Origin of the sequence: Segatella copri (assembly GCF_019249795.2) — a bacterium.
Taxonomy (GTDB): domain Bacteria; phylum Bacteroidota; class Bacteroidia; order Bacteroidales; family Bacteroidaceae; genus Prevotella; species Prevotella copri_B.
The window spans coordinates 1-26,007 of record NZ_CP156893.1; the positions used below are offsets into that span (position 1 = coordinate 1).

General features: G+C 40.8%; 25 protein-coding genes and 3 pseudogenes. 16 read left to right on the top strand and 12 right to left on the bottom strand.

Annotated features, from left to right (window positions below):
- From KUA48_RS15035 to mobV, 8 genes are all read left to right on the top strand, one after another.
- The gene (locus KUA48_RS15035; RefSeq protein ID WP_118066514.1) at nucleotides 1-831 is read left to right on the top strand and encodes a ParA family protein; all 831 of its coding nucleotides are present in this window, start codon (nucleotides 1-3) and stop codon (nucleotides 829-831) included.
- A gap of 69 nt (nucleotides 832-900) precedes the next feature.
- Nucleotides 901-1,200: a hypothetical protein gene (locus tag KUA48_RS15040; protein WP_006848167.1), complete on the top strand. Its 300-nt coding sequence runs from the start codon at nucleotides 901-903 to the stop codon at nucleotides 1,198-1,200.
- 371 nt (nucleotides 1,201-1,571) lie between these two features.
- On the top strand, nucleotides 1,572-2,867 hold the full coding sequence (locus KUA48_RS15045; RefSeq protein WP_218433696.1) for a RepB family plasmid replication initiator protein: 1,296 nt from the start codon (nucleotides 1,572-1,574) through the stop codon (nucleotides 2,865-2,867).
- Between the two features lie 1,085 nt (nucleotides 2,868-3,952).
- A complete protein-coding gene (locus KUA48_RS15050) occupies nucleotides 3,953-4,582 on the top strand; it encodes a glycoside hydrolase family 2 TIM barrel-domain containing protein (RefSeq protein ID WP_334649368.1) in 630 nt (209 codons plus the stop codon).
- Between the two features lie 138 nt (nucleotides 4,583-4,720).
- The gene (locus tag KUA48_RS15055; protein WP_147468812.1) at nucleotides 4,721-4,930 is read left to right on the top strand and encodes a hypothetical protein; all 210 of its coding nucleotides are present in this window, start codon (nucleotides 4,721-4,723) and stop codon (nucleotides 4,928-4,930) included.
- Nucleotides 4,863-5,555 carry a malectin domain-containing carbohydrate-binding protein gene (locus KUA48_RS15060; RefSeq protein WP_287821441.1) on the top strand — a complete coding sequence of 231 codons (693 nt, stop codon included), beginning with the start codon at nucleotides 4,863-4,865 and terminating at the stop codon, nucleotides 5,553-5,555. Before KUA48_RS15055 ends, KUA48_RS15060 begins: the two co-directional genes overlap by 68 nt.
- A 905-nt stretch (nucleotides 5,556-6,460) precedes the next feature.
- A complete protein-coding gene (locus KUA48_RS15065) occupies nucleotides 6,461-6,958 on the top strand; it encodes a hypothetical protein (RefSeq protein ID WP_218433694.1) in 498 nt (165 codons plus the stop codon).
- 221 nt (nucleotides 6,959-7,179) lie between these two features.
- Entirely contained in the window at nucleotides 7,180-8,823 is a 1,644-nt protein-coding gene (gene mobV, locus KUA48_RS15070) for a MobV family relaxase (RefSeq protein WP_301331854.1), read from the top strand.
- Nucleotides 8,824-8,953: 130 nt separating this feature from the next.
- Here mobV and KUA48_RS15075 read toward each other — a convergent pair whose 3' ends face one another.
- The 7 genes and pseudogenes from KUA48_RS15075 to KUA48_RS15105 form a co-directional block, all read right to left on the bottom strand.
- Nucleotides 8,954-10,075 (bottom strand): hypothetical protein, encoded by a 1,122-nt coding sequence (locus KUA48_RS15075; RefSeq protein ID WP_118155157.1) that lies wholly within the window; start codon nucleotides 10,073-10,075, stop codon nucleotides 8,954-8,956.
- A 328-nt stretch (nucleotides 10,076-10,403) separates the two neighbouring features.
- Nucleotides 10,404-10,619, bottom strand: a pseudogene (locus KUA48_RS15080) (IS66 family transposase); the annotation flags it as partial.
- 250 nt (nucleotides 10,620-10,869) lie between these two features.
- Nucleotides 10,870-11,895 (bottom strand): IS110 family transposase, encoded by a 1,026-nt coding sequence (locus KUA48_RS15085; RefSeq protein WP_181993552.1) that lies wholly within the window; start codon nucleotides 11,893-11,895, stop codon nucleotides 10,870-10,872.
- A gap of 287 nt (nucleotides 11,896-12,182) precedes the next feature.
- On the bottom strand, nucleotides 12,183-13,208 hold the full coding sequence (locus KUA48_RS15090; protein WP_218433791.1) for an IS110 family transposase: 1,026 nt from the start codon (nucleotides 13,206-13,208) through the stop codon (nucleotides 12,183-12,185).
- Between the two features lie 111 nt (nucleotides 13,209-13,319).
- Entirely contained in the window at nucleotides 13,320-14,738 is a 1,419-nt protein-coding gene (locus KUA48_RS15095; RefSeq protein ID WP_369503260.1) for a transposase, read from the bottom strand.
- A gap of 100 nt (nucleotides 14,739-14,838) precedes the next feature.
- Nucleotides 14,839-15,186 carry an IS66 family insertion sequence element accessory protein TnpB gene (tnpB, locus tag KUA48_RS15100; RefSeq protein WP_117588063.1) on the bottom strand — a complete coding sequence of 116 codons (348 nt, stop codon included), beginning with the start codon at nucleotides 15,184-15,186 and terminating at the stop codon, nucleotides 14,839-14,841.
- Nucleotides 15,174-15,584, bottom strand: a complete 411-nt coding sequence (locus KUA48_RS15105; RefSeq protein WP_144021577.1) for a hypothetical protein — start codon at nucleotides 15,582-15,584, stop codon at nucleotides 15,174-15,176. Before KUA48_RS15105 ends, tnpB (KUA48_RS15100) begins: the two co-directional genes overlap by 13 nt.
- A 228-nt stretch (nucleotides 15,585-15,812) precedes the next feature.
- On the opposite strand from KUA48_RS15105, the pseudogene KUA48_RS15110 reads away from it, so the two are divergent.
- A pseudogene (locus tag KUA48_RS15110) lies at nucleotides 15,813-16,816 on the top strand (IS4 family transposase).
- A 56-nt stretch (nucleotides 16,817-16,872) separates the two neighbouring features.
- Nucleotides 16,873-17,910 (top strand): alcohol dehydrogenase, encoded by a 1,038-nt coding sequence (locus tag KUA48_RS15115; protein ID WP_218433787.1) that lies wholly within the window; start codon nucleotides 16,873-16,875, stop codon nucleotides 17,908-17,910.
- A 67-nt stretch (nucleotides 17,911-17,977) separates the two neighbouring features.
- On the opposite strand, the gene KUA48_RS15120 is transcribed toward KUA48_RS15115, so the two are convergent.
- The 4 genes from KUA48_RS15120 to KUA48_RS15135 form a co-directional block, all read right to left on the bottom strand.
- Nucleotides 17,978-19,033, bottom strand: a complete 1,056-nt coding sequence (locus KUA48_RS15120) for a CNNM domain-containing protein (protein WP_119228329.1) — start codon at nucleotides 19,031-19,033, stop codon at nucleotides 17,978-17,980.
- A 323-nt stretch (nucleotides 19,034-19,356) separates the two neighbouring features.
- Nucleotides 19,357-20,946, bottom strand: a complete 1,590-nt coding sequence (locus tag KUA48_RS15125; protein ID WP_369503346.1) for an IS66 family transposase — start codon at nucleotides 20,944-20,946, stop codon at nucleotides 19,357-19,359.
- A 100-nt stretch (nucleotides 20,947-21,046) separates the two neighbouring features.
- On the bottom strand, nucleotides 21,047-21,394 hold the full coding sequence (gene tnpB, locus KUA48_RS15130) for an IS66 family insertion sequence element accessory protein TnpB (RefSeq protein WP_117588063.1): 348 nt from the start codon (nucleotides 21,392-21,394) through the stop codon (nucleotides 21,047-21,049).
- Nucleotides 21,382-21,792 (bottom strand): hypothetical protein, encoded by a 411-nt coding sequence (locus KUA48_RS15135; protein WP_153112472.1) that lies wholly within the window; start codon nucleotides 21,790-21,792, stop codon nucleotides 21,382-21,384. Before KUA48_RS15135 ends, tnpB (KUA48_RS15130) begins: the two co-directional genes overlap by 13 nt.
- 119 nt (nucleotides 21,793-21,911) lie before the next feature.
- On the opposite strand from KUA48_RS15135, the gene KUA48_RS15140 reads away from it, so the two are divergent.
- The 6 genes and pseudogenes from KUA48_RS15140 to KUA48_RS15165 all read left to right on the top strand — a co-directional run bounded on the left by KUA48_RS15140 (nucleotide 21,912) and on the right by KUA48_RS15165 (nucleotide 25,350).
- On the top strand, nucleotides 21,912-22,016 hold the full coding sequence (locus KUA48_RS15140) for a hypothetical protein (protein ID WP_118155214.1): 105 nt from the start codon (nucleotides 21,912-21,914) through the stop codon (nucleotides 22,014-22,016).
- Nucleotides 22,017-22,030: 14 nt separating this feature from the next.
- A complete protein-coding gene (locus KUA48_RS15145; protein WP_287549599.1) occupies nucleotides 22,031-22,294 on the top strand; it encodes a hydroxyethylthiazole kinase in 264 nt (87 codons plus the stop codon).
- A 548-nt stretch (nucleotides 22,295-22,842) separates the two neighbouring features.
- The gene (locus KUA48_RS15150; protein WP_153072944.1) at nucleotides 22,843-23,175 is read left to right on the top strand and encodes a hypothetical protein; all 333 of its coding nucleotides are present in this window, start codon (nucleotides 22,843-22,845) and stop codon (nucleotides 23,173-23,175) included.
- Nucleotides 23,176-23,344: 169 nt separating this feature from the next.
- Entirely contained in the window at nucleotides 23,345-23,665 is a 321-nt protein-coding gene (locus tag KUA48_RS15155; RefSeq protein ID WP_218433290.1) for a helix-turn-helix domain-containing protein, read from the top strand.
- 2 nt (nucleotides 23,666-23,667) lie between these two features.
- A pseudogene (locus KUA48_RS15160) lies at nucleotides 23,668-24,920 on the top strand (type II toxin-antitoxin system HipA family toxin).
- Nucleotides 24,921-25,056: 136 nt separating this feature from the next.
- On the top strand, nucleotides 25,057-25,350 hold the full coding sequence (locus KUA48_RS15165; RefSeq protein ID WP_228112271.1) for a hypothetical protein: 294 nt from the start codon (nucleotides 25,057-25,059) through the stop codon (nucleotides 25,348-25,350).
- 35 nt (nucleotides 25,351-25,385) lie between these two features.
- Here KUA48_RS15165 and KUA48_RS15170 read toward each other — a convergent pair whose 3' ends face one another.
- Entirely contained in the window at nucleotides 25,386-25,865 is a 480-nt protein-coding gene (locus tag KUA48_RS15170) for a DUF4186 domain-containing protein (RefSeq protein WP_118256040.1), read from the bottom strand.
- Between the last annotated feature and the right edge of the window lie 142 nt (nucleotides 25,866-26,007).

Below are 26,007 nucleotides of genomic sequence, written 5' to 3' on the forward strand. Positions count from 1 at the left end.
ATGAAACATGAACTACAGGAAATTGTTGCAGTAGTGAACAACAAGGGTGGAGTAGGCAAGACGGCTACTGTGCAGTCTCTGGCTTCTGGCATAGTCCGGTTGAATCACAATCTCAGGGTTCTGGTAATAGACTTAGACCCACAATGCAACCTCTCTTCGCTTTTCGGAGTGAGAGATAACGAAAATGATAACATATACAACGCCATGTGCAAACAGAGTGGTGTGCCAGTCTACAAATGTAAAAATGGGGTATATGCAGTTCCAGGATCTGCTCAGATGGAAAATATAGAACAACACCTTCCTGGAGGCCCTTCACTGAGAGAACAGATGAAGAGCTACACGGTATTACTGGGATGCTTGCAAGACAACGATTGCCATGACATGACAGGAGAAGGACTGAAAAACGTATTTGATGATTTCGACTACATTTTCATCGACTGTCCTCCAGCACTTTCCAAGAACACTTATAATGCTTTGGTTGCAGCAAGCAAGATTTTGATTCCTGTACAGATGGAAGCATTATCTGTCAAGGGAGTAAGTGAAGTACTCAGCGTAATGGATGAAGTGAAAGAGTTCCACATGAACGATAATTTGGAATTACTTGGACTCCTGCCAGTTATGGTAGATGAACGAACCAAGATAACTAAGCAGTTGAGCAAACTTTTAGGCGAAAAACATGGCGACTTAATTCTGCCTTGCCGTATCCGACGCTCTGTAAAGTTCCTGGAAGCTCAGGCACACGGACAAAGCATATTCGAATATGCACCTTACTCAAGTACAGGTATCGATTACGAAATTGCTATCAAGCGCATGTTCAACATCAAAATCTAATCTTGGTAGGGTAGGTTGAAACATGTAATAATAAAACAAAAGAAGATAAACTTATAAAATATAAGAATTATGGCTGTAGCAAAAAGAAATTTAGAAGAAATTGGTGAGTCTCTTGAAAATATGGGTATGAACGACCGACCAAGTTTATTAAACACAGAAATGGCAAAAAGCGAAGAGGATAAAAATATATCTAAAGGTGGTCGCAAGAGAAAAAGTTACTGGACTGCAGAGGAAAGACGCACTAGAACGAGTGTGGCTACATATCTTAACAAGGAAGAACTCCTTCTCCTGAAGATGAAATGCCTCTCAGATGATATCCCACAGGAAAACCTGCTCTACAATATCCTGATGGATTACTTGAAAAAGTAAGCAAACAAAAAGTAGTTATTAAAAGGGTGAAAACCACAAAACTGTTTACCTAAAAAAGCGCTAAGCTTAAAAATAAGGTATAAGTTCCTACAAAAACCACATTTTTGTTTACCAAAAGAATGATAATTATAGATTATTCTTTATAATAAATTATATATCTCTTATTTATTACAGAGAGTATAATAGTTTGATTAATAATGAGTTATGTTTGAAATGGTAAATAGAAAAGTGGTTTTAGGTAAATAGGAATATGGTTTATGGTAAATAGCTTGGTGGTTTCGGGTAAATATTTATGTGGTTTTAAGTAAATAAAAAAGTGGTTTTAGGTAAACAACTTTGTGGTTTATGGTAAACAGAAATGTGGTTTTTATATGAGTGAACCAAAAGGAAACAAGAATCTGGTGTGGATTAACACACCTTTTTCGCTGACAAAATTGGATAAGCAATATACATTATTGCAACAAAACATATTGATGGTTGCAAGTACCCATCTGCAGAAGTATGTTGAAGAGTATTTTACCGAGAAGAGAGTGCTTGGAGATGCACGCTCCGACTATCTTTTCGAGAAAGGAATAGAGCATGCTGTTATGGAGATTCCGCCCATCAAAATAGACATCAAGGATTTTCAGGTATCAACGGAGTTTCATAATTATAAGAATCTGCGTGATACGCTGAAGAACGATATCCTCAACCTGTCGGTGCGTGTAAAGACGGATAGCAAGACAGAGAAGATACAGCACGTATTTTCAAACATCGAGATTCCGACAACGCAGAAAGGCTATACAAAGAGCGATGGTGAGAAAGTAGAACGCATCAAGGGTGAAGTAATACTTGAGATAGATCCAAAACTCACCATGAGCCTTTTTGACATGCGTCAGGGATATATTCACCATATCTCCATGATTGCTAAATATTCCAAGAAGGTGAATACACCTCGACTCTATATATATCTGCTTCGTCAGATGGGACTAGACAAGAGCTTGGATGTTAAGGTTGGGTTTTTGCCGATGAAACAGTATTTGGGTCTGGTAGAACTTGATGAACATGGCAATATTCTGCTTGACGACAAGGGGGAGCCTGTGATGAATAAATATCCTAAATTCTCGCAATTCAGAAAACAGGTACTCGATGTGGTAAGGGAAGATCTCAACAGAATGGCTAGTCGCAGTGAGACAGATATCGTATTTGATGAATTTTCTGAAGAAGACTTTATTTATCGGAACGGAAAGCATAAGGGTGATCCTGAATATGTTATCTTCCATATCAAGCGGACGGATGTAGGTATCAATCATATCGGAGATAAAGATGCAGATATTGCTCGTCGTCTGAATGAAAAAATAAACCGTAATAGGGGAAAGAAAACATCTGATGATGCCATACAGCAGGGAGATCTTTTTGCGCATGTATATCAGAATCCTGACAAGAAGATAGAAGTAGACACGACTCAAGGTTTTGAGCAATGGAATCAGTTTATTTCGATGGTACAGGATACCAGTCAGCAAGCCCTGTTGGGCAGATGCAAATTCATAGGAATCAAGAATGACAGATTCTGTATTGCTGCTAGTGATGATGATTTTGCTGCTTTGAAAACATTGGGTCTTGAAAGGCTGGCACAAGAATTTTTTGACTGTGTCGGTTCATTCATGCCTGTATTCTATAGAGGCTGAGCAGAACAAGAAAGCAGAAGAGGAAGTAGGGGAGTACCGTACTTCCTCTTTTTGATATGTAAAACCACATTTCTGTTTACCTGCTTTTAAGAATGGCTTATCATCATAACCACAAAACTGTTTACCTGAAATGTCATGTATATAATTCATTCCATTTTGAGGTTATATTAATTATTTACCAAATCCCATGTTATAATTTGATATGTAATAAGTTATATCATTTTTATATCAGTCTTTTATTCTTAGGTAAACAGTTTTGTGGTTTCTGGTAAACAAAATAGTGGTTTCTGGTAAACAGTTTTGTGGTTTTTATCTTGACAAGATACTATTTTTTATCTTATTCTATTTGAAATCAGGCACCTGAATACAATTTGAAAATGTGTATAACTATCAGTATATTAGTATGTTATGTAAAACGCATAAAGGAGTTGTCTAGACTTTTTGATTTTTTCTTTAGTAGCAACTGAATAAGAAATTAAAAACCACAAAACTGTTTACCTGGCAGAACGTTCATCGATTTTTCTCATAAACCACATTTCTGTTTACCTGTTTTTCTCATGAATTTTACTAGGTAAAAACCACATTTCTGTTTACCTAAAAAGGAGCAACTGCTTTTTACTAGGATAGGTAAACAGTTTTGTGGTTTCTGGTAAACAAAATAGTGGTTTTTGGTAAACAGTTTAGTGGTTTAGGTAAATAGAATAGTGGTTTGTGCTACAAAATGCAGTGATTTTTGGTAAACAGTTTTGTGGTTTATGCGTAGTTTTATGATTTTAGGTAAACAGAAATGTGGTTTTATCCTTATAGAGAATCAAATTCTTAATTGCCTAATTGTAGAATTGACTAATTGTCGGAAAAACGACAAGTAAGTTTCTTTTTTAGGTTATTATTTTGTCATTGAACTGCTTTCAAGTAAGAAACATTTTAGTAAGAGACTGACGTGATGAGGAACGGGGACCGAGACTATGAGCAATGGGCGACCGAGTACATTTTGACTTTTAGTACATTGGATAATTGTTTGTTTAAAAGGTAATTTCTCACCGCATTCACAAGTTCTATGATGGTTATACCAGTCATGGCCCAACGTGAAGCCAGAACCATCAACTTTTGAGGTCAGGAATGAACTGTTTGCGCCTGATGGAAAACTCTTGCAAACTTTCAAGAAAAAAGTGACTCTGAAAGCCGGCGAAACCAGGCGCATGGAATTACAGTCTAAGCTCATCAGTAATTCTGAGCTTTGGACTCCGGAGACACTTATATTATATAAGGTGGTAACTTCGCTTGTCGACACAAAAACAAGAAAAGCCATTGACGAGAAATCCCATAAGGTAGGATTCCGCTGGTTTTCATTCGATGGCGAGAAGGGATTCTGTTTGAATGGGAAGTCTTACAAGTTGCGTGGTTTCAACCGTCATCAGGATCAGGCACCTGTAGGTGTAGCCCCGCACCGTCGCGACATCCGTCTGTTGAAGGAAATGGGCAGCAATTATATCCGTATCTCCCATTATCCACAAGATGATGCTCTCCTGGATGCCTGTGATGAGCTTGGTTTGTTGGCTTGGGAGGAAATTCCTATAATAGATCTTGTGCCCGACACTCCAGGCTATGCAGATAATTGCGAGCGTAATCTGCGGGAAATGATCCGGCAACACTTTAACCATCCGAGTATTATCAACTGGGGCTACATGAATGAAATACTGCTCTGCACTCCATGACCTGCACGAAAGAATGGCCAGCTTTCAAGGAGCGTACATTAGCACTTGCTGAGCGGTTGGAAAAGGTTCTGAAGAAAGAAGATGCTACGCGAAAGAGTGTGATGGCTTTCAATATGACAATGTTTATAACGAATAGGCTTGAACCTCGTAGATGTGGTAGGTTGGAATCTTTATCATGGCTTGTACGAGGGAGAGTTGAATGGTTTCGACCGCTGGTGTGAAGACCAGTACAAGAACTATCCTAGGAAGCCGATGATCATCTCGGAGTGGGGAGCCGGAAGTGGAACTTTTCGTCAATGGCAAGAGCTGTGGAAAGAAGAATGTAGAAAATTGCCTTGCAGTCTTTGATGTAGTATTGCCTTTCGGAAGTTCAACGTTAGAAGCAAAAGGTTTTGGTGAGAAGCTCACTGGCGATGCTGGCAGGAAAGATGGTAATACAGAAGATGTGATGAATATCTGGTACAATCCACTGCCAGACCAAGCCTATAAGGCAGGCTCATGGGGATATATAGGAGGAGAAAACAAAAGTACCACATCTGAGATACAGAATACGATTGATGGACCTATTTATCAGATTTGGCGTAAAGGCGACTTGGAATATAAGATAGATGCACCAAAAGGCGAATATCAAGTGGAATTGTTGATGGCTGATGTTACTAAGCCAGCAACCCAGTTGCCTAATCTTCTTGCCAGAAGCAATGGAGAAGCTTCATCTAAAGATGCAAGATTTGATGTCAGCATAAATGGAGAAATCAAGGAGACAGATTTCACTCCTACCGATGGACGCCATTATTGCACAGCCTTCAAGCCCAAGTCGATGCCGACACTCAGATTGGTTTTCTCCAAGTCCTCGACCTCAACCTGCGCCCTCGATCGGATCCGACGATTGAGGGCGCAGGTTTTTATCTGTATATTTGTTAACTGCCTTATTATTAGTAATATATGTATCTTATCCGTGTTTTGCAAATGTTAATTTCAAAGGTATATCGAATCGTGATACATTTTTATTTCAAAATTTTATACTTTTGCAGCGGTTTATAATTAATTAGAAATAATATGAAGATAAAAAATCATTTATTGGGTATGATGGCTATAGCATCTCTCCTGGTCAGACGCAATAGCCATCCGAAGTTTCAAACATCGGTAGATGTTGTAGAAGGCTGCAAGAAGGAGCTTGTTGCCTTGAAGGAAAAAATGAAAATGTCGATGGACCAATTTATAAGACCACCTTGAAGGTATGTGTTGGTTTATATGATTCTGTCGGGAAGAAAGTAGTATCCTTTCTTTCGTGGTACTACGAAAAGATGAAAACTAGCATCAGCGCAAGAAAACTTTTTACACTTATTTTTGTGATGGTTCTTTTGGCTGTTCAGTATGTTGATTACGAAACAACCCTCTCTGCAGTTAGAGCAAATCATTTGATTGGAGAAGCTTCTTCATTCTTGAAAATGGATAAAGCCGGAATGGGCAGTTGTCTTTGGAATGCGTGGGAGAAAAATCTACTTTTTCTCCCATCGCAAACTCCTTACAATTTGATAATGGTAAATCTGTTATGTACCTTTCTGCTTTTCAACTATCGTATAGCTGAGAATGTTCTTACTTGTTTGAATCAGAAGAAGATTATATTTTCATTATCGGCAGCTGTTTCTGTTACTCTCATCCTGATAGATGGAAGGCTCCTGATTGGTTCCGAATGCATTGGGCGCAGGAGCTATTTTTCCAAAGTTCGTAGGACATGGACAGGGTGGTTCTAAAGAATCTCTCAGACACGTTGTAAGAGAGTTTCGAGAATGGAACGAGATTTATCGAAATGCAGCGTGATATGTTCATGTTACATTTATTTATTATCATTTTAATATGTAAATATTTAGTCATTTTATGGAACACCAAAATAAAACAAGATTCAGAGACATCATTAATGCAAAAAAAGCTCAAAGCAACGTTATCGAAACTAGGCTTCCAATCGAAAAGAAATACTCAATACATATTCCTTTTGAGGTAATGGACTTTTTGGGCAATGATTACGTAATAGTGAGTCCAAAGCGTTTTTCGAGAATCAAGGCTTTTAGATATTTGCTATCCCGGCATATTGATGGTCTTGAAAAAGGAGAACTGAAACGCAACTACATTTCTCAACTTTGCAAAGACTGGAAATGGACTCGTCCGACAGTTGTCTCTTTTTTGAAGTCTCTTCAACAAATGAATGTAATCGATATCAAACAGATTCTCTCGGCTAAAATGGTCTCAGTAAATCCGACCATTATAGTTATGAGTCTTAGTAAAGAAGAACTTGACAAGATGGCTCAGAGAAAGCTTTTACAGCTCCCTTCGCCCTTGCCACATATCTCTTCTGGAAAAACAAAGTTATTCACATAACAAATTAAGTATAATTTCAAAGTAAGGTTCTTTTACAAATGCGCTTGCGCATGAGAGGGGAATGTACTACATCCCTGTAGCCTAATACGGGGTTTTAGAAAAACACCCTGAAATCCCCAAAAACGTTAAGTAAAACGTTTTGACATTCGTGCGGCAAGCCGTGGGGGTATTAGGCTCAGGGAATACTTCCCTAAGAACCTTTCTTTTTAAAATAGATAATCATGAGCGGAGCAAAAAACGTTATTGATATGAGACCCAGTAAAGGGTTCTCGTCTTCACAAGGCAACGAACACCTTCGCCGTTTAGATGATTGCGAAAGGGCGCAGAAAGCCAGATGGAATTATGACCCTTCAAGAGAACATCTGAACTTCGAAGTGGGTAAAGGTGGGGTAGTGACAGAAGTAAATAAGTTCAAAACCATCAACCAGAGAATACAGAAAAATTTGGATTCACGTGGCATTGTAAACCCCAACAAAAAATACATTGACCAGGGACTGGATCCAAAGTACAGGACTGTCGCAAACTTTATCTTGGGTGGCAACCGAGAGGTAATGAGAAACCTGGCTTTTGGTAATCAGGAGGTGGATTGGGAACATGGAGCCGACAATTCTGACTTGAAGAGAATGCCGGAAATTGAAGCATGGGCAAAAGATGCGTATGCCTTCATGTGTAAAAAATTCGGAGAACAGAACATAGCTGCTTTTGTCGTTCATCTGGACGAAGCGAACCCACACGTACATTGTACGGTTTTGCCTCTTACGGAGAAAAATAGATTCTCTTTCAAAAAGATATTTACTAAAGGTGTTAATACTAGAGAAGCTTTAGTAGAGTACATGGAGTCTCTTCATACCGAATATGCAGAAGAGGTAGGTTTGAAGTATGGTATGGAGAGAGGGGATAGTATCAAGGAAACCGGTGCTGTTCATCGTACTACAGAAGGGTATCGCAGGAAACTCTGGAAGGATGCTCAGGAGAAGGAAGAAGAGGTTCGAGAAAACATCAAAACCATCGAACAGCAAAATTCAACGATTACCAATCAGCGTGGAATTATTGCTTCACTTAGCAGGGAAATCAAGCACTCTGCTGCTCGTCTGAAGGCTTTAGCTACGATGATCAAGAACCTTGAAACTCATAAGGCAGACCTAGAACAGGAGATTAAAAAGTTCAATAGAGACCTTGCTGCAGGAAAGATTTCTAAGGAAGAGGCAGACCGCAAACTTTCAAAAATTAATGCCGAAATCAAGAAAACAGAAGAGAAAATAATTGACAAGGCAGATAAGCTAAAAGTTGCAGAAAGCAAGCTCCATGATGCGGAACAACGGAAGGCAGAATTGGAAGCAAAAGCCCATGAAGCCGAAGAAAAGAGAAGTTCAGAAGAACAGAAAACTGCTTTGGCTGTAGAAAAAACGGCAAAGGCAGAAGGTAAATATCAGGTGATTAAAGCGAAATACAAAGAGATTGCTCCGAAAGTGAATCTTAAAGTCAGCCATGAATTTGGCTCACTCGGTTTTCACATGGCAGCACTTGATATGAAAAGTCGTCTATCTAAATATGGTGAACTTCGAAACTCTTTATCTCCGAGCCAAAGAGATTTCTTGGATAGGACAGTTGGCGAAATATTCGATGGCTCACTTATCGAAAATGTAGCAGAAAATTCTGCAAATCTATGTTCGGTTGCAGCATCCTTATATTTGGGTTATCTGAATGCAGCTACAAGGATAGCTCAAAGCTGCGGTGGCGGTGGAGGACCAGGAACCGGATGGGGTAAACGAGACGATGAAAATGATATGGACTTCAGAAGGAGGTGTTTCGGCATGGCAATGAAGATGATGAAGCCGGGACGTCAGCAGCGTCTCAAACGTTAGTTGTTGCTAGGGGGTGTAATTTAAACTGTGTCAAGGTTTGTTCTTAACTGTTGCTACAGTATTATATAATAGTGCCAAGAAAGCCCAATGGTCTTTTTGCCTTTGGATTTTCTTGGCACAAAATTTAGCCTTAATCTGTTTCCTTATGTTTATGTAAACGGCTAATTATCTTGTAGCCTCTTCCGTATCTTTTGCCTTTTATTCCAATCAGTCCACCATTATAATAATTCAGAACTTCATTTTTATGGAGTCTTGATAGGGTGGTGTTGAAACAGTTTATCTTGAGAGTAGGATAGAGTTGCATAGTCTTATCAATAAGACTCTCTTTGGTTTGCGGGAGGGACTCCTCTGTTAAGACTTTTACCATCGTAGATGCCAAAGAAGGTTTGGAATTATCTTTCAGGATAGTCTTTTCTTTTTCCTTCTTCTCCTTCTTCTTTTTCTTATGGTTATCTACAGTTGGAGTGGCGGTCTTTTTCTCTTCCTTCTTTGCCTGTTTGGCAAAGGATTCCGCATTGATGTCAAGCTTCAGTCCTAGAATTTCCGAAATGATGTTCTTGAGGACATAGATGAACAACTCGCTGTCTTCACTCTTGAGTGAGGTCTCTTGTTTCCAGTAGCGACTCTTGAAAGCAAGTTGGGTCAACTCTTCAATCTCCTGTTCAGAAATATCTTCTTTGTTAGCGAGACGTGTATTGGCCACATTGAGGAATGAAGCAAAGGAAAAGGTGGAGAATTGACTTGGAATTACGTATGTGAAAATATGATTGTTTTCTCCCTTTGCTGAAGGATGTTTAAGATTAATCATACTCATCCCTTTTACCAGAGCAATTAAAAAAGCCATGCTGGCGTATGAGAGATTTGTATTTTCAACCTCACAGATTCCTTTATAGTCGAGGTTCTTATCCGAGATAAAGTTCATGGTAAAAATACCATAGTTAGTCCATTCTGTAGAATGGAGCAACTGCTGGAGTGTGGAATCTTCTGGTGCACCCAAGCCTCTGTTAACGCTATCTATATAGCGACGCATTGTTTCTACTTCTTCCCATTGGAGAAGTGAATCATCTCCCGGCTCATTGTTTCTGATGCAGCCGATGGTTCCCAGTCTGATAACATCAGCAGAAGTTGAAGTTCGCAGGTGATTTGCGAGCTTGGCAAATAAATTAGGCATCCAGTCGAAATCATCAACCGGCGAATCTATATAATCTTCCTGATAGTAATTGTTATCAGTAAAATCTAAATCTTGATACATGCTATATTTTGTAAAAATATTGAATTCAAATCTTTCATTTGCAAAGGTAAGAAAAAATATTCTATTCTCCAAATTTTTGGCTAACTATTTGAACATCAGAGTATATTTTATGGTTTTGTTTGCTGAAAAAACACAAAAAATGGTCTTACTTGTAAAAACAGACAGACTTTTTAATAGTTTACAGGTCAAAAGGTGAGAAAGAATCTGTATTTTTTCTTGTATGATTAAAATGTTTTTTGTAACTTCGCAGCATGATTTAACGTGAATGTAAGCGGCTCCGCGTTTATACCTTGCATAATTCAAAAAAAAGCAGTAACAGCTGATTAAATTAATGCTGTTGCTGCTTTTTCCATCGGTCAGGAAGTAAGTCTCTATATTTTTCTAATGGGGTATTGGGTTGCCATTCTACAGTCTTTTCTATTACGTCGCATATGTATTCAAACAGATTAATGCCATTCAGCCTGCATGAGATTGCGATAGAATATAGGATAGCCGCCCGGCTTGCTCCTTCGTGCGAACCAAAGAACATTGAGTTTCTTCTTGATTCCTAAGACATAGCCAAATTTTTGAGCAACTTTTTGTGTTAATAAATACAAAAGAGGTATTTTGGAACATACAGGCACTAAAATATCGGTAGCAGAAATGGTCAAAAATGATTTTTCTGTTACAAATCAACACGGAACTCGTTCTTTTAATAGCGTGTGGCTAGATTCCTAATTAGTTATCCGTGTTTGTGTCTTTACAAGACTCTAAATGGCAGTAGCACAGACTGCTATAGTTCACTTGTTTCGGACTTATGATATTGCAAGTTTTTCATTGCTGCTCTTTGAATCCAACGGTTCCCATTTTCTGTTCTGCTTACCTATAGCGAACATTCTGAGAACAAGTTTGAACTTAACGGCATTCAATGCCTTGCGTTTTGTGTCTGAATCTTGCTTACCTCCTAATTTACGGTTATAAAATGATTGTAACTCTGCATCATATTGTACAACAACTGTGGCCGCCATGGATAGATCTGCTTTCGCCTGACCATCACAGCGTGCTGAAGGTCGGGGACGCCATTTCACACTGGTGCCTGAAGTGCGGAAGTGCGGTGCCACGCCGACATAACTGGCATATTGCCTTGCTGTTTCAAAAGCGGTAAAGTTTCGGGTAATGACAATGACATTTATGGCATTGACGAAGCCTATTCCCGGTATTGTCAGAAGATTCTTGTAAGTAGACAAGAGGCTATCGTCTGTAGCCAGCAACTTCTGTTCTTCCAACTCGATGTTCTCAATGTCACGGCTGAATTTTTTGATGTAGCCATCATATAACTGGGCATCTTCCTTTGTGATGCATAGCTGTCTTCTGTTCATGAAGCATGTACGCTGTTCCACCAGGAACTTACGCTCATTCATCAGTGCCTTGAGTCTCTGCATGGTCTTGTCAGGCATATTATAAGGCTTGACACATTCAGTACCATTATAGCGATAGAGAAAGTCTGCAATCTTGGCAGAGTCAATCTTGTCGCTCTTGTCCTTGGGCCCCATGGGATAATGCTTTACCACATGGGTGGAGAGCATGCAGAACTGATAGTTCCTGGTATTAAGAAACTTCTCCAGCTCCATGGAATAGCTGCCGGTGAACTCCATTCCGAAGAGACTGTTCGAGAGAACCACATGATTCTTCTTGAGCCATGTGCACATTTCGCCAAATCCCTTGCGGGAATTGTTGAATACATCGTGAGAAAAGTCCTTAATTGGGGTTTCTTCACAGAAAATTGATACGTCAATGACATTTTTTGAGATGTCGATGCCGATAAATGATTTATTTTTCATACCTTTGTACCGCATTTTGTAGGAAGGAGCTCTCTATGTCAGGGTAAGCCACATCTTTTAAAAGCTTCCACGGCTAATTCCCTAAACGGCACTTGACCTGGCATTTCAGGCTGGGGAGACTAGATCAGGGAAAGGTCTTTGTCTAAGACAAAATAGTTCACTACCCCCGTCCGGAGTTCCTTCCATTTCAGATGCTCCGGCAAAGGTAGTGAAAAAAACGCAGACAAAAGACTTAGTCGGGAAATAGTTATGCTCTAAGAAGTGCGATAGTTCACTTTTGCTGCATTTTAGTTCTTATATGCATCTGTCTCCACATATGGTGTTCCACGCTTTATCACGGCAAACATACGAAGGACCAGCTTGAACTTGACGGCATTGAGCACGATGCCACCGCATTTTTCCTTTCTCTTGCGTATCCAATAGTCTCTTATTGAAGGATTGTTCCTTATGGCGGAAAGGACAGCTATGGATAAGTCTGCCTTGGCTTCAGAAAAGCCTTTCTTGGAAACCCCCGTTTTCTTTCTTACTGAGGTACCAGATTCCTTTTTAAAAGGGGCTATTCCTATGTAACAGGCATATTTGCGAGGATTGCTGATTGCAGTGAAATTTTCCGTCAATACAATGGTTTCCAACGCTATGATGCGACCAATGCCAGGAATGGAGGTCAGCAGATTGTAATTCTTTCTGATGCTTGTATCTTCATTCATGTAGCTGTCAATCTCTTTGTCTATTGCTTTCTGGTTTTCCTGCATGTTCTTCAGCAGGAGTTTCTTGCGTTCAACGGATAAGTCTGTATCGTATGCGCTGATATCATGAAGCTGCTGCTTATAGAGAGTTGACTGCTTGGTGTTCTGCTTACGCTCTGCCAGCAATCTCTTCAACTTGAAATAGACAGGTGAAGGAAGTTTGGAGGGATTGCGAAGAATCTTCTTGTGGTTCTGCTCACAATAGATTGCTATTCTGAAAGCATCCAGTTCATCAGTCTTGATACGGTCTAGAGAGCGCTGGTCATCATCCAAGTCTGGCTCGAAGCGATGCATTTTGCGAGGTTCCACCATACCATAGATATATTCTTTGGATTCCAGCCATAATCTGAAGTTTTGGTTATAGAGTCCAGTATATTCCATACAGAACAAAAAGGTATCGAAGTCTTTTCCTACCTTTGCGACCCAGGAGCCAATCTTTTTGAACCCAGCATCATCATTGCTCACCTTAATATGAGCATTCTTCCAGTCGATGGTTTCACCATCATAATAAGCAAGGTCGAGAGTCTTCTTGGAGACATCTACGCCAAAGTAAAGTTCCTTATCCATATTATTGACATTTTAGCATTAAATGGAAACAAGAAAACATTTGGCTTGGCGAAGGACTGAATCAAAAAATAGTGATATTCTAGAGTGACATACAGTTCACCTTAACACCCGTTAACCAATTCGTTTAAACTTGTTTCCAGGTGCAAAGGTAAAAGATAGTGATATGTATCTCTGGATTCTCTCAATGTAGTTGTTATCGAGAGCCGTATCACCTCTTTTGAAGATGTCACAAATGGCATTATATTCATTAAGGGCATAGCCGACCGCCTGCGCCAAGGTAGACTTGGGCAGCAAATCTTTCCTGGAAGATATTTCCTCCAGTTTCTCCAATAAATCCTGCAAAATGTCCGGTGCATATGACTGCCGATAGGCTAGATGGTCTTCAACGGTCCATCCATTTACCCCAACCTTATGTTTTTTGTCTTCTCGATAAAATCTGTTGAGGATATCTACGACCTCCTGAGCATCCTTGTCTTCCTTGCCGCAGTCGATGAAATCTCTCTTGACATGCTGCAGGCAGGCGATTCTCATAATGTCAGGATAAGCATCCGACTCCAGTTTCCGGTAAGGAGCATATGCATCACTCTGTATGGTACCTTTATAATCAGAGAATATGTTAAGTATGACCTGCTCAGAGCGTGATCCATCCTCATATACGAAGAAGACAAGTCCCAGTTTAGGCGCACTTACAGCCCAGAAGTAGCCTTTCTTCGAACCCTTGTCCGTAGGCTTTGTCTTGGCTAACAGCACTTTATGGTATGTCTCGTCTGCCGAGACATAATCCTGCTGCAACACTACTTGGCAGATAGCCTTATAGAAGTTTTCCAGTACATCGGCACTTCTGGCAATCAGTTTGTTTGCCGTGGCTTTCCTTAACGTAAACCCATTGTCGGCAAAGTATTTGATGATTCGCTCTACCGGCATGGAATAGATGTATCGCATCTGCAGGAGTCCTGCTGCAAAGGAAGGTGAATAGGAAGAATTCAACAACAGAGCCGGCGGAGTTTTCCCCGGATACATGATACTTCCATCAGTATAAGTGTTGATGTGATACACGGTCTTGATGAATTTGATGGGTTCCATGCTGTAACGTATACAGGTACGAGTTCCGAAGAGACGCAACGTCTTCAAAAACTCTGCATCCATGACTGGATCTATCGTAACATGCACCTCTTTCATCTCGTAATGCATGTCACGCTTGGCTCCGTTGTTTTTGCGTGCCTTTCTCTTTTCGGCCTGCTCTGTTTTCTTCTTGTCAAATTCCTCCTGGGTCATCGAGTCTTGTGGATTCTTTTCCTGACGTTCGGACTTCTTGCCTGAAACGAGCTTGCCGAGTGCCTTGTTCTGACGATTCGCTTTGTCAATGGCGATTCCTTTCTGGACGAGTAATTCTTCTAATGACTTTATACGTTCAATGAGTTCGTTGACCTGTGTAGTCAATGAACTCACCGTAGCATTAGCTTGCTGAAGCTGTTCGTTTGCAAGCTGAAGCTGTTTCTTTAAAAGTACTATAATTTCGTCCTTTTTCATAGTGCAAAGGTACGAAAAAATATCGAGATATGCAAGGATTTTTAGATATTTATTTTTCTATCTTATTGATACACAGTTCATTAAATATAATCTTATGCGCCTATAGATTAAGCCGTTTCCTATATCTCATACTTTTCAGGCAAATTCCGCTCATGATGGCAGATAGCGTCTTGTACGGCATTTTGCATTGTTTGCTTTGGGGATCAAAGAATGGTAATTCAAAGGTTCCTCGCTCCAGTCGCTTCTGATACAGCAAGAAACCGTCGCCATCCCATTTTAGCATTTTTACCTGCTGGCGGTTCTTGGAGAAGAAGATGAAGACGGCACCACCGAGTGGCGGCAGCTCCATCTCCGTCCTCACAATCTGGTACAGGCCATTTATGCCCATGTTCATTCGGACATATCGCTGGCAGACGTAATACTGGGTGTTTTCGTTTAATCCAAACATAGCAAGTCCTCCTTCTCGTAAAGTTTCATCAGATGCATGACTGATTTGGCACTACCTTTCTTGATGGTGACTATCGTTCCATTGGGAAAGGTTAAGGTTATGCCGAAAAGATAATTTTCCGGGCAGACGGAATCGGATGGCATTTCCATGGGAAGGAACATCATCCCAGTGTCCTTGGCTGTTGCTTCGGAACATTCCTTACGGGCTTCGGCCTGAAGCAGACGAATCTGCTGTTTGGCTAACCTAACAGAATAACCTTTCTCTGACATCCATCTATGCATCGAGCGATGGTTTACATGCCGTTCCTTTAAAAAAGGAATCAAACTGGCTTTTGGATTATGATTCAAATGAATCTGGAAGGCATTCCATGCCCTCTCATAACGTTCTGTTGCTCTCATAATTTCGTTGCTTTTAAAATTATGGTGCAAAGGTAAGAACTTTTACGATAAAGGGCAAGGTATAAACGCGGAGCCGCTTACACGTGAATAATAATACTTATATCACTACTGTCCAATAAAAAAGGGCAATTCGATCTTTGAAACTGTTGAATTATAGTCTTTTATGCAGTATTTTGCAATGAAACGGACTTGATTTTGTAACTTTGCAGCCAAAAAGAATTGGCTACTATGTTTCAAGACAAATATGTTTTCGTTCAACTTACTGCATTTCTGAATAGAACTCAGTTCAACAACTACGTACGCAAGTATGATGGCAACCGATACGTGAAACACTTCACTTGCTGGAACCAGCTTCTTGCAATGATGTTTGGGCAACTGAGCTATCGTGAGAGTTTACGTGACTTGATAGTTGCATTGGAAGCTCATCGAGCTACGCAATATCATCTGGGGCTTGGACGTAATACTATCGTAAAAGCAACTCTTGCTTATGCCAATCAGACTCGTGATTACAGGATTTTCGAAGACTTTGCATTCTATATGATGAAGGAAGCTTGCAAAAAGCGAGAAACCAGCATTTTGAATATACCAGGAAAGAAGTATGCTTTTGATTCGACAACTATTCCGTTGTGTCTTGCAACTTTTCCATGGGCAAAGTTCAGAAGTAAGAAAGGAGGAGTCAAAGCACATGTCTTATATGACGTAGAAGCACAAGTTCCAGCTTTCTATACTGTGACCACAGCATCAAAGCATGATTCTACAGCAATGTCTTCAATTACGTATGAACCAAATAGTTACTACATTTTCGATAGGGCTTATGATACTTTCAAGGAACTTTATAAGATTCATCTTACAGGTTCCTACTATGTAGTCAGAGCCAAAACGAACTTGAAGTACAAAATGGTAAAATGGAAGCGAAGAATGCCAAAGAATGTAAAAAAAGATGGTTGGTTGAACTATTTTTCAAATGGCTAAAGCAGCATCTTAAGATAAAGAGATTCTGGGACACAACGAAGAATGCTGTACGCATACAGATTAGTGTTGCCATTATCACTTATTGTCTCGTGGCTATTGTGCACCATGATATGCAATTGAAACGCTCGACATATGAAGTTTTGCAGATTCTAAGCATTTCATTGACGGACAAAACCCGCCTAAGAGATCTATTTGATAAGACTATTTTCAACGATGTCAAAGAACTCGATTATCCCCTTTTTAAGGGACTATTTGATTAATTAATTAACGTGTCCAATTTTTATTGGACACTAATGTACTTATATATATAATTAAGGTGAAAGCATTTACATATATCCAGCAAGGAAAGTTTGGCTTCACAGAAAAAGGGAAGCCTACGATAATAGATGAGCATGATGCCATCGTAAGAGTAACGCTGAGCAGTATCTGCACCAGTGATCTTCATATCAAGCATGGTTCTGTGCCTCGCGCAGTACCGGGGATTACTATTGGCCACGAAATGGTAGGCATTGTAGAGAAAGTAGGAGAGAGGGTTTCCCATGTGAAGCCGGGAGACAGAGTATCCGTGAATGTAGAGACCTTCTGTGGAGAATGCTTCTATTGCAAGCATGGATACGTGAACAATTGTACATCTCCACATGGCGGATGGGCACTGGGATGCAGAATCGATGGCGGGCAGACGGAATATGTGAGGGTTCCTTATGTTACAACCGGCTTGAACAAGATTCCTGATTCGGTAAGCGATGAGCAGGCACTCTTCGTTGGCGACATCCTTGCTACTGGATTCTGGGCTACGAGAATATCTGAAATTACGGAAGAGGATACTGTCTTGATTATCGGTGCTGGCCCTACGGGTGTCTGCTGTTTGCTTTGCACCTTGCTCAAGAATCCGAGAAACATCATCGTCTGTGAGAAATCAAAGGATAGGCGAGAGTTCATCCAGAACCATTATCCGCAGGTGATGGTTGTTGAACCGGAGGATTGTGAGGCATTTGTCAAACAACATAGTCTGCATGGGGGAGCTGATGTGGTGATGGAGGTTGCAGGTGGACCTGATACCTTCCAGCTTGCCTGGAAGTGTGCCCGTCCTAATGCCATCGTCACCATCGTTGCGATGTATGACAAGCCGCAGATGCTTCCGCTTCCTGATATGTATGGCAAGAACCTCATCTTCAAGACGGGAGGTGTGGATGGATGTGACTGTGGGGAAATCCTTGATTTGATATCCCAGGGAAAGATAGATACCACTCCTCTGATTACCCATCGTTTCCCGCTTTCAAGAATAGAAGAGGCATACGATGTTTTCGAGAACCGCAGGGATGGAGTCATCAAGGTGGCGATATTTCCTGGATAAATAAGAGAGGGTGGGTCATAACTCCATGACCCACCCTCTCTTGTTAAAATGCAATGTTCTGTAAATATTAAGCTTTACTGCCAGGAATGGCAGAAGCAACACCTTGGTGCATCATACGCGATTTTTCCTTAGCCAAGGCTTGCATGTCTACAGCCACATCGTCTTCATCCACGATTTCTACGCCAGTCATCGTTTCGATTACGTCTTCCATGGAAACCACTCCTCTCAGACAACCGTATTCATCCACGATGATAGAGATGTGTTCTCGTTTTTCCAACATCTTTTCCCATATCTGGTATAGAGATTCATCCTCGTTGAAGGAAAGAATCGGACGCATCAGTTCGGATAATCTGGTTTGGAACTCATCGTCTGAAACCAATTTGAGAACCATATCTTTCAATACGTATCCCACAATGATATCTTTATTGTTGTCATAAACGGGAATGCGTGAGAATTTCCATTCTTTCTGTTCGTAAAACTCCTTGGTAGTCAGATTCATGTTGGCTGATTCTACTACGATGGATGGAGTCATCACCTCCTTTGCCTTTACTCCTGCCAGGTGAATGCAGCTTTTGATGATCTTGCTTTCCGATTCACGGAAGATGCCTTCTGTAGTACCTACGTCTACCATGGCCGATACCTCCTCGCGACTCACGGAAGCCTGGTGGTTCTTCGGAGTAAATACCTTAGTGATAAGTTCCGAAAGCAGTACCAAAGGATAGTTGATAAAGATGAGCACACGGATGATTTTGGTAGATGTCATGGCAAGAGAGCGCCAATATGAAGCTCCGATAGTTTTCGGGATGATTTCTGAAAGTACCAGAATCAACAGAGTGAGAATGGCGGAAATGATGCCGAAGTATTCTTCGCCAAAGAGTTTCATTGACTCGGCTCCTACACCGGCAGAACCGATGGTGTGAGCGATGGTATTGAGCGAAAGGATGGCACCCACCGGACGGTCTACGTTGTTCTTATACTGTTTCATCAGTGAGGCAGTCTTGTTGCCTTGATTCTCCTTCATCGAGATAAACGACATCGGAGTAGAAAGTAATACCGCCTCCAGGACGGAGCATAAAAAGGATAGTGACAGAGCACCTAAAAAATATAAAATGATTAAACCCATGTAAATTTAAATTCGTTAATAATATGTTATCTCAAGCAAGATAGATATTATTTCCGAAGACTACAGTTGAGGATGTAATGGGGAACATTACATCTATGTTTATCCAATATAAGTGCATTTTTAAATACCATTACTATATGTTTCATATTTTCTGCAAAGATACTGATAAAAAAATGAATCTAATATGTTTTTGTTGAAAATTAAATTGTTTTAATATGTTTTTGGTAAATTTGTAGAGAAGTATAAAAAATCTAATTTTAACGTAAGCGGCTCCGCGTTTATACCTTGCATAATTCAAAAAAAAGCAGTAACAGCTGATTAAATTAATGCTGTTGCTGCTTTTTCCATCGGTCAGGAAGTAAGTCTCTATATTTTTCTAATGGAGTATTTGGTTGCCATTCTGCAGTCTTTTCTATTACGTCGCATATGTATTCAAACAGATTGATGCCATTCAGTCTGCATGAGATGGCGATGGAATATAGGATAGCCGCACGTCCTGCTCCTTCGTGCGAGCCAAAGAACATTGAATTTCTTCTTGATAGTGATATGTACCTCTGGATTCTCTCAATATAGTTGTTATCGAGAGCCGTATCACCTCTTTTGAAGATGTCACAAATGGCATTATATTCATTAAGGGCATAGCCGACCGCCTGCGCCAAGGTAGACTTGGGCAGCAAATCTTTCCTGGAAGATATTTCCTCCAGTTTCTCCAATAAATCCTGCAAAATGTCCGGTGCATATGACTGCCGATAGGCTAGATGGTCTTCAACGGTCCATCCATTTACCCCAACCTTATGTTTTTTGTCTTCTCGATAAAATCTGTTGAGGATATCTACGACCTCCTGAGCATCCTTGTCTTCCTTGCCGCAGTCGATGAAATCTCTCTTGACATGCTGCAGGCAGGCGATTCTCATAATGTCAGGATAAGCATCCGACTCCAGTTTCCGGTAAGGAGCATATGCATCACTCTGTATGGTACCTTTATAATCAGAGAATATGTTAAGTATGACCTGCTCAGAGCGTGATCCATCCTCATATACGAAGAAGACAAGTCCCAGTTTAGGCGCACTTACAGCCCAGAAGTAGCCTTTCTTCGAACCCTTGTCCGTAGGCTTTGTCTTGGCTAACAGCACTTTATGGTATGTCTCGTCTGCCGAGACATAATCCTGCTGCAACACTACTTGGCAGATAGCCTTATAGAAGTTTTCCAGTACATCGGCACTTCTGGCAATCAGTTTGTTTGCCGTGGCTTTCCTTAACGTAAACCCATTGTCGGCAAAGTATTTGATGATTCGCTCTACCGGCATGGAATAGATGTATCGCATCTGCAGGAGTCCTGCTGCAAAGGAAGGTGAATAGGAAGAATTCAACAACAGAGCCGGCGGAGTTTTCCCCGGATACATGATACTTCCATCAGTATAAGTGTTGATGTGATACACGGTCTTGATGAATTTGATGGGTTCCATGCTGTAACGTATACAGGTACGAGTTCCGAAGAGACGCAACGTCTTCAAAAACTCTGCATCCATGACTGGATCTATCGTAACATGCACCTCTTTCATCTCGTAATGCATGTCACGCTTGGCTCCGTTGTTTTTGCGTGCCTTTCTCTTTTCGGCCTGCTCTGTTTTCTTCTTGTCAAATTCCTCCTGGGTCATCGAGTCTTGTGGATTCTTTTCCTGACGTTCGGACTTCTTGCCTGAAACGAGCTTGCCGAGTGCCTTGTTCTGACGATTCGCTTTGTCAATGGCGATTCCTTTCTGGACGAGTAATTCTTCTAATGACTTTATACGTTCAATGAGTTCGCTGACCTGTGTAGTCAACGAACTCACCGTAGCATTAGCTTGCTGAAGCTGTTCGTTTGCAAGCTGAAGCTGTTCCTTTAAAAGTACTATAATTTCGTCCTTTTTCATAGTGCAAAGGTACGAAAAAATATCGAGATATGCAAGGATTTTTAGATATTTATTTTTCTATCTTGTTGATACACAGTTCATTAAATATAATCTTATGCGCCTATAGATTAAGCCGTTTCCTATATCTCATACTTTTCAGGCAAATTCCGCTCATGATGGCAGATAGCGTCTTGTACGGCATTTTGCATTGTTTGCTTTGGGGATCAAAGAATGGTAATTCAAAGGTTCCTCGCTCCAGTCGCTTCTGATACAGCAAGAAACCGTCGCCATCCCATTTTAGCATTTTTACCTGCTGGCGATTCTTTGAGAAGAAGATGAAGACGGCACCACCGAGTGGCGGCAGCTCCATCTCCGTCCTCACAATCTGGTACAGGCCATTTATGCCCATGTTCATTCGGACATATCGCTGGCAGACGTAATACTGGGTGTTTTCGTTTAATCCAAACATAGCAAGTCCTCCTTCTCGTAAAGTTTCATCAGATGCATGACTGATTTGGCACTACCTTTCTTGATGGTGACTATCGTTCCATTGGGAAAGGTTAAGGTTATGCCGAAAAGATAATTTTCCGGGCAGACGGAATCGGATGACATTTCCATGGGAAGGAACATCATCCCAGTGTCCTTGGCTGTTGCTTCGGAACATTCCTTACGGGCTTCGGCCTGAAGCAGACGAATCTGTTGTTTGGCTAACCTAACAGAATAACCTTTCTCTGACATCCATCTATGCATCGAGCGATGGTTTACATGCCGTTCCTTTAAAAAAGGAATCAAACTGGCTTTTGGATTATGATTCAAATGAATCTGGAAGGCATTCCATGCCCTCTCATAACGTTCTGTTGCTCTCATAATTGCGTTGCTTTTAAAATTATGGTGCAAAGGTAAGAACTTTTACGATAAAGGGCAAGGTATAAACGCGGAGCCGCTTACCTGCAGTCATCAAGGGAAATGCCAGTGAGATTCAGGCATTGTACTCTCACCAGATAGGCATGCAGGGAGTGGATAGTCACCAGGAAACCTATGAGGTGAGAAACAGGCTAAGAAACTGGCTCAGCAACTTTCCTGTATCATAGTTGTAACTGGAGCCATAGACTTCATCACGGATGGCGAAAGAATGGCTTATGTTCATGAAGGACATCCCATGATGAGCAAGGTTACTGCAATGGGATGTACTGCCACTGGTATCGTTGGGGCATTCCTTGCTGTGAACTCCGATCCTCTGGAAGCATCTTTTCATGCCATGAAAGCCATGGAAATTGCCGGAGAAAGGACAGCTTCCCTGTCTAGAGGCAATGGTAGCATGATGATTAACTTCCTCGATGAACTCTACAATCTTATGGCTGATGACTAGGATTATCAGAATCAAGAGACGTTCCTTCATGAAAAGCTTCATTGCAATCAATCTCTTTGGCATAATTGTTACTTGCGAAGAGCTTTCTAAAGAAGAACTCAACCATGAGCTTATACATACGGCTCAAGCAAGGGAGTTGTTGTATATCCCATTCTACCTCTGGTACATCATAGAATGGTTTTTCTTATTTCTCAGATATCAGAATTGGATGTGGGCATATTACAACATCAGGTTTGAAAAGGAAGCCTATGCTCACCAAGAAGACCTGGAATATTTAAATCGAAGGAAACATTATTGCTATAGATGATATTACGTGGTTCCATAATCTTACTATTCCCCAGTTTTTTGGGGAATAGTTCTACACTTTTTCCCAAAATTCCACAGGGGCAATTTATGGCACACAAATTATAAGTCTCTGTATATCAAGCTTATCATCTTTTCTATTATCTTTTGGCATGCAGGTTGCAACCATGAATAGTGGGTTCGATAATGAATCCCAAAACAGAGAAAATAACAATAAATAGTAACAATTTAAAATAGATAAGATTATGAAGAAGTTCGTTTTTGCAGCTATCGCAGCTATGGTAATGGTTTCAGTAAGTAACGTATTTGCATCAAGCAAAATGATGATAGATAATTCAGAAGTAGTTCCAGTTGACACTGTAGCACCTGAAACTCCAAAGGATTCAGCAGAGATCAGCACACCTGTTTTGCCTCAGGCGGGTGCAGAGAATTCAACAGAGCAGGCGACTCCTGCAGAGACAACAGCAGAGTCTGTAGAAACAACCCAATCTGAGCAGCCAGCTGAGGTTCAGGAGACTCCACAGAAGAACGCCCAGCAGGAGTCAACAGAGATAGAACAGGCTGCTGTTTCAGAGTAACAAATATCTGATTTTCAATATAATTAAAACGCAGAGGTCTGCTGGCAGTAATGCCGGCAGATTTCTGCGTTTAATTTAATACATCTAATTATTCTTAAAAAAACTTGATAACCCATCTTATAATGAAGTAAATTATGTATTTTTTCATATTATAATTAAGATTAAAGCTATGACAAAGAATACAATGGCAAACAAACTTCCAAGGAAGTTGATTCAAAAGATGGAAATCGTGGGTGAGCAGATTAAGCTTGCCAGATTACGGCGCAACCTGAGCATGGCACAAGTTGCAGAAAGGGCAACATGCTCGGAAGTTACACTTTGCAAGGTAGAGAAGGGATTACCAACGGTCTCCATCGGAATTTACCTTCGTGTACTCTATGCTCTTCAGCTGGATGATGACATCTTGCTCCTGGCAAAGGATGACAAACTCGGAAGGGCATTGCAGGATATGGGACTGAAGCATCGTCAACGAGCATCTAAAAAGGAATAGGAATGGAACGACTGTTTGTTTTCGCTGATTTTAACTGGCTCGGCAAAGGGGAGCTGGTAGGGGAGTTGTGCTATGAAAAATTGCGCGGCTCTGGCAGTTATGCATTTAAGTTTGATGAGAATTGGCTTAAGGTTCATGCCGGAATTAAGCTTTCGGAAGACATCAACAATTACCCAGGCATGCAATATACCCAGCCAGGAAGTGATATTTTCGGATGTTTTTCTGATGCTTTGCCAGATAGGTGGGGACGTACCTTGCTCAAAAGAAGAGAACAGATACAGGCCGCTGAAGAAAAAAGAGCAGTCAGACCTCTTTCCTCATTCGATTATCTCATGGGCATCGATGACTCCTCCAGAATGGGTGGATTTAGGTTTAAGAAGGAAATGGAAGGTGATTATATCAATGTGTCTCCATCTCTCAAGATACCCCATTAACAGAGATTAGAGAATTGGTTCATGCCAGTCAAGAAGTAGAGAGATCTGAAGAGAATGATGTTTTGCCTGAGAAAAAATGGATAGCGCAGCTCATCCAACCTGGTACTTCATTGGGTGGCGCAAGACCTAAAGCAGGCGTATTGGATGAAAAAGGTAATCTATGCATCGCGAAGTTTCCTTCTCGAAAAGATGACTATGACGCAGGACTTTGGGAGCATTTTTCTCACCTGCTAGCTCAAAAGGCTGGTATCCTGGTAGCTCAAACCAGGGTGTTGGGAGGATTGGGAAAATATCACACACTCCTGTCTAAACGCTTTGACCGAACTACAGAAGCTAAGAGAATCCATTTTGCGTCATCCATGTCTCTGCTAGGATTAAAGGATGGTGAAAATGCACAAGGTGGTTATGGTTATCTCGATATTGTTGATTTCATACTCCAAGGTTGCTGCGACGTAGAGAAAAATCTTCTGGAACTCTACCGAAGGGTTGTCTTCAACATCTGCATTGGAAATTCTGATGACCACTTCAGAAACCATGGCTTTCTGCTCACACCAAAGGGCTGGACTCTATCACCAACCTATGATATGAATCCTACCCTTAATGAATATCAGAGTCTTCTGATAAATGAATCTTCAAACAAGGCAGACATCAATATTCTGCTTGATTCATCTGAAAGCTACATGATTAAGAGGGAGAAAGCTGAAATCATCATCCAAGAGGTTCAAGCAGCAGTTAGTCAATGGGAAAGTTTAGCTACTCTGCTTCAAATCCCAGCTAGAGAGATGGCTATGTTTAAAAAAAGGTTTAAGCTTAATCTATAATATAATGAAGTATCGAACCTATTTGCTTCATTATATTATGGGTTATCCTGCAGTCTCTATCATGTCGATGATGGTATAGATTGGCAAGATATCCAATGCAAGTTGGGTGTTAAAATGGTAAGAAAGGAGATTATTTATGTCACAAAAGAAGATATTCAGATGCCAGGATTGTGGGTACGAGACAGAAGTATATGAGGGACGTGGCTTCATGGGACAGCATATCGAAGCCATGTCTTGTCCTGGCTGCAGAAACATAGTACCTCTTGTGGTGGGTGGAGTAATTGGTGATGCTGCATCTAGTTTTAATTCTCTTGTAGGAAGGCTATGTCTAAGATGTGGTTCTGACAGGATTCACAGGTGGGATATGCATACTTGCCCAAAGTGCGGGAGCAAGATGCAACCCACTGGCGAAGAAGAGTTTTGGACATGAAAATTCTAGCCTTTATAGGAAAAAGAAATTCCTTTTCAAACTTGTTTTTCTATCCAGGTCATAAGTACCGCCACTGCATATTGCTGTTCTTCTTCTGTCAACTGTCTTCCGGTAGGTATATGATGCCATTTGAAGAAACAACCACGGCAGCAGCAGCCGGTAGCATGCTGGGCAATGAATACAGGATGACCTCTCATCGGTGTCTGCTTGCCGTCATTGGGAATCACTGCTGGAGCAAGACGTTTGGCAACGAAATCCTCCGCATGCTTACGGATGGTAGCCAATCCCTTTTCTGCAATATATTCCTTATCCTTCTTCGAGAGATGGAAACGGCTGCGGAAAGCTGACCCGGAAAGTCTTTCAAACAGATCTGTCAAATCATACTCTTTGTCTGAAGAAGTATGGTTTTCTTTACTGTCTGAGGAGACAGAGTCTTTCTGATGATCCTCTATCTCCTCAGGAAACAAATTGAGTTCTACATATTTGGCTTGGTTTCCTTTTGAATCTTTTTTCATTTTTATGAGTCTCCTATATATATGAATCTCCTATATATTTAATGGATACTAGCTGGCTGCTGCGGTGGGCAGAATACCTGATTCTCTGCAGCTTGAGATTTCTATTTCTTTTCTTCTTGTTCCATTTTTAATACTCTCTTAT

What these genes read in the sequence shown, in the direction of transcription:
- KUA48_RS15040 (WP_006848167.1), top strand. Translation starts at nt 901, where the DNA reads ATGGCTGTAGCAAAAAGAAATTTAGAAGAAATTGGTGAGTCTCTTGAA.
- mobV (WP_301331854.1), top strand. Translation starts at nt 7,180, where the DNA reads ATGAGCGGAGCAAAAAACGTTATTGATATGAGACCCAGTAAAGGGTTC.
- KUA48_RS15065 (WP_218433694.1), top strand. Translation starts at nt 6,461, where the DNA reads ATGGAACACCAAAATAAAACAAGATTCAGAGACATCATTAATGCAAAA.
- KUA48_RS15085 (WP_181993552.1), bottom strand. Translation starts at nt 11,895, where the DNA reads ATGAAAAATAAATCATTTATCGGCATCGACATCTCAAAAAATGTCATT.
- tnpB (WP_117588063.1), bottom strand. Translation starts at nt 15,186, where the DNA reads ATGTTTGGATTAAACGAAAACACCCAGTATTACGTCTGCCAGCGATAT.
- KUA48_RS15125 (WP_369503346.1), bottom strand. Translation starts at nt 20,946, where the DNA reads ATGAAAAAGGACGAAATTATAGTACTTTTAAAGGAACAGCTTCAGCTT.
- KUA48_RS15155 (WP_218433290.1), top strand. Translation starts at nt 23,345, where the DNA reads ATGACAAAGAATACAATGGCAAACAAACTTCCAAGGAAGTTGATTCAA.
- KUA48_RS15150 (WP_153072944.1), top strand. Translation starts at nt 22,843, where the DNA reads ATGAAGAAGTTCGTTTTTGCAGCTATCGCAGCTATGGTAATGGTTTCA.
- KUA48_RS15095 (WP_369503260.1), bottom strand. Translation starts at nt 14,738, where the DNA reads ATGAAAAAGGACGAAATTATAGTACTTTTAAAGAAACAGCTTCAGCTT.
- KUA48_RS15105 (WP_144021577.1), bottom strand. Translation starts at nt 15,584, where the DNA reads ATGAGAGCAACAGAACGTTATGAGAGGGCATGGAATGCCTTCCAGATT.
- KUA48_RS15090 (WP_218433791.1), bottom strand. Translation starts at nt 13,208, where the DNA reads ATGGATAAGGAACTTTACTTTGGCGTAGATGTCTCCAAGAAGACTCTC.
- KUA48_RS15170 (WP_118256040.1), bottom strand. Translation starts at nt 25,865, where the DNA reads ATGAAAAAAGATTCAAAAGGAAACCAAGCCAAATATGTAGAACTCAAT.
- KUA48_RS15075 (WP_118155157.1), bottom strand. Translation starts at nt 10,075, where the DNA reads ATGTATCAAGATTTAGATTTTACTGATAACAATTACTATCAGGAAGAT.
- KUA48_RS15120 (WP_119228329.1), bottom strand. Translation starts at nt 19,033, where the DNA reads ATGGGTTTAATCATTTTATATTTTTTAGGTGCTCTGTCACTATCCTTT.
- KUA48_RS15135 (WP_153112472.1), bottom strand. Translation starts at nt 21,792, where the DNA reads ATGAGAGCAACAGAACGTTATGAGAGGGCATGGAATGCCTTCCAGATT.
- KUA48_RS15165 (WP_228112271.1), top strand. Translation starts at nt 25,057, where the DNA reads ATGTCACAAAAGAAGATATTCAGATGCCAGGATTGTGGGTACGAGACA.
- tnpB (WP_117588063.1), bottom strand. Translation starts at nt 21,394, where the DNA reads ATGTTTGGATTAAACGAAAACACCCAGTATTACGTCTGCCAGCGATAT.
- KUA48_RS15045 (WP_218433696.1), top strand. Translation starts at nt 1,572, where the DNA reads ATGAGTGAACCAAAAGGAAACAAGAATCTGGTGTGGATTAACACACCT.
- KUA48_RS15035 (WP_118066514.1), top strand. Translation starts at nt 1, where the DNA reads ATGAAACATGAACTACAGGAAATTGTTGCAGTAGTGAACAACAAGGGT.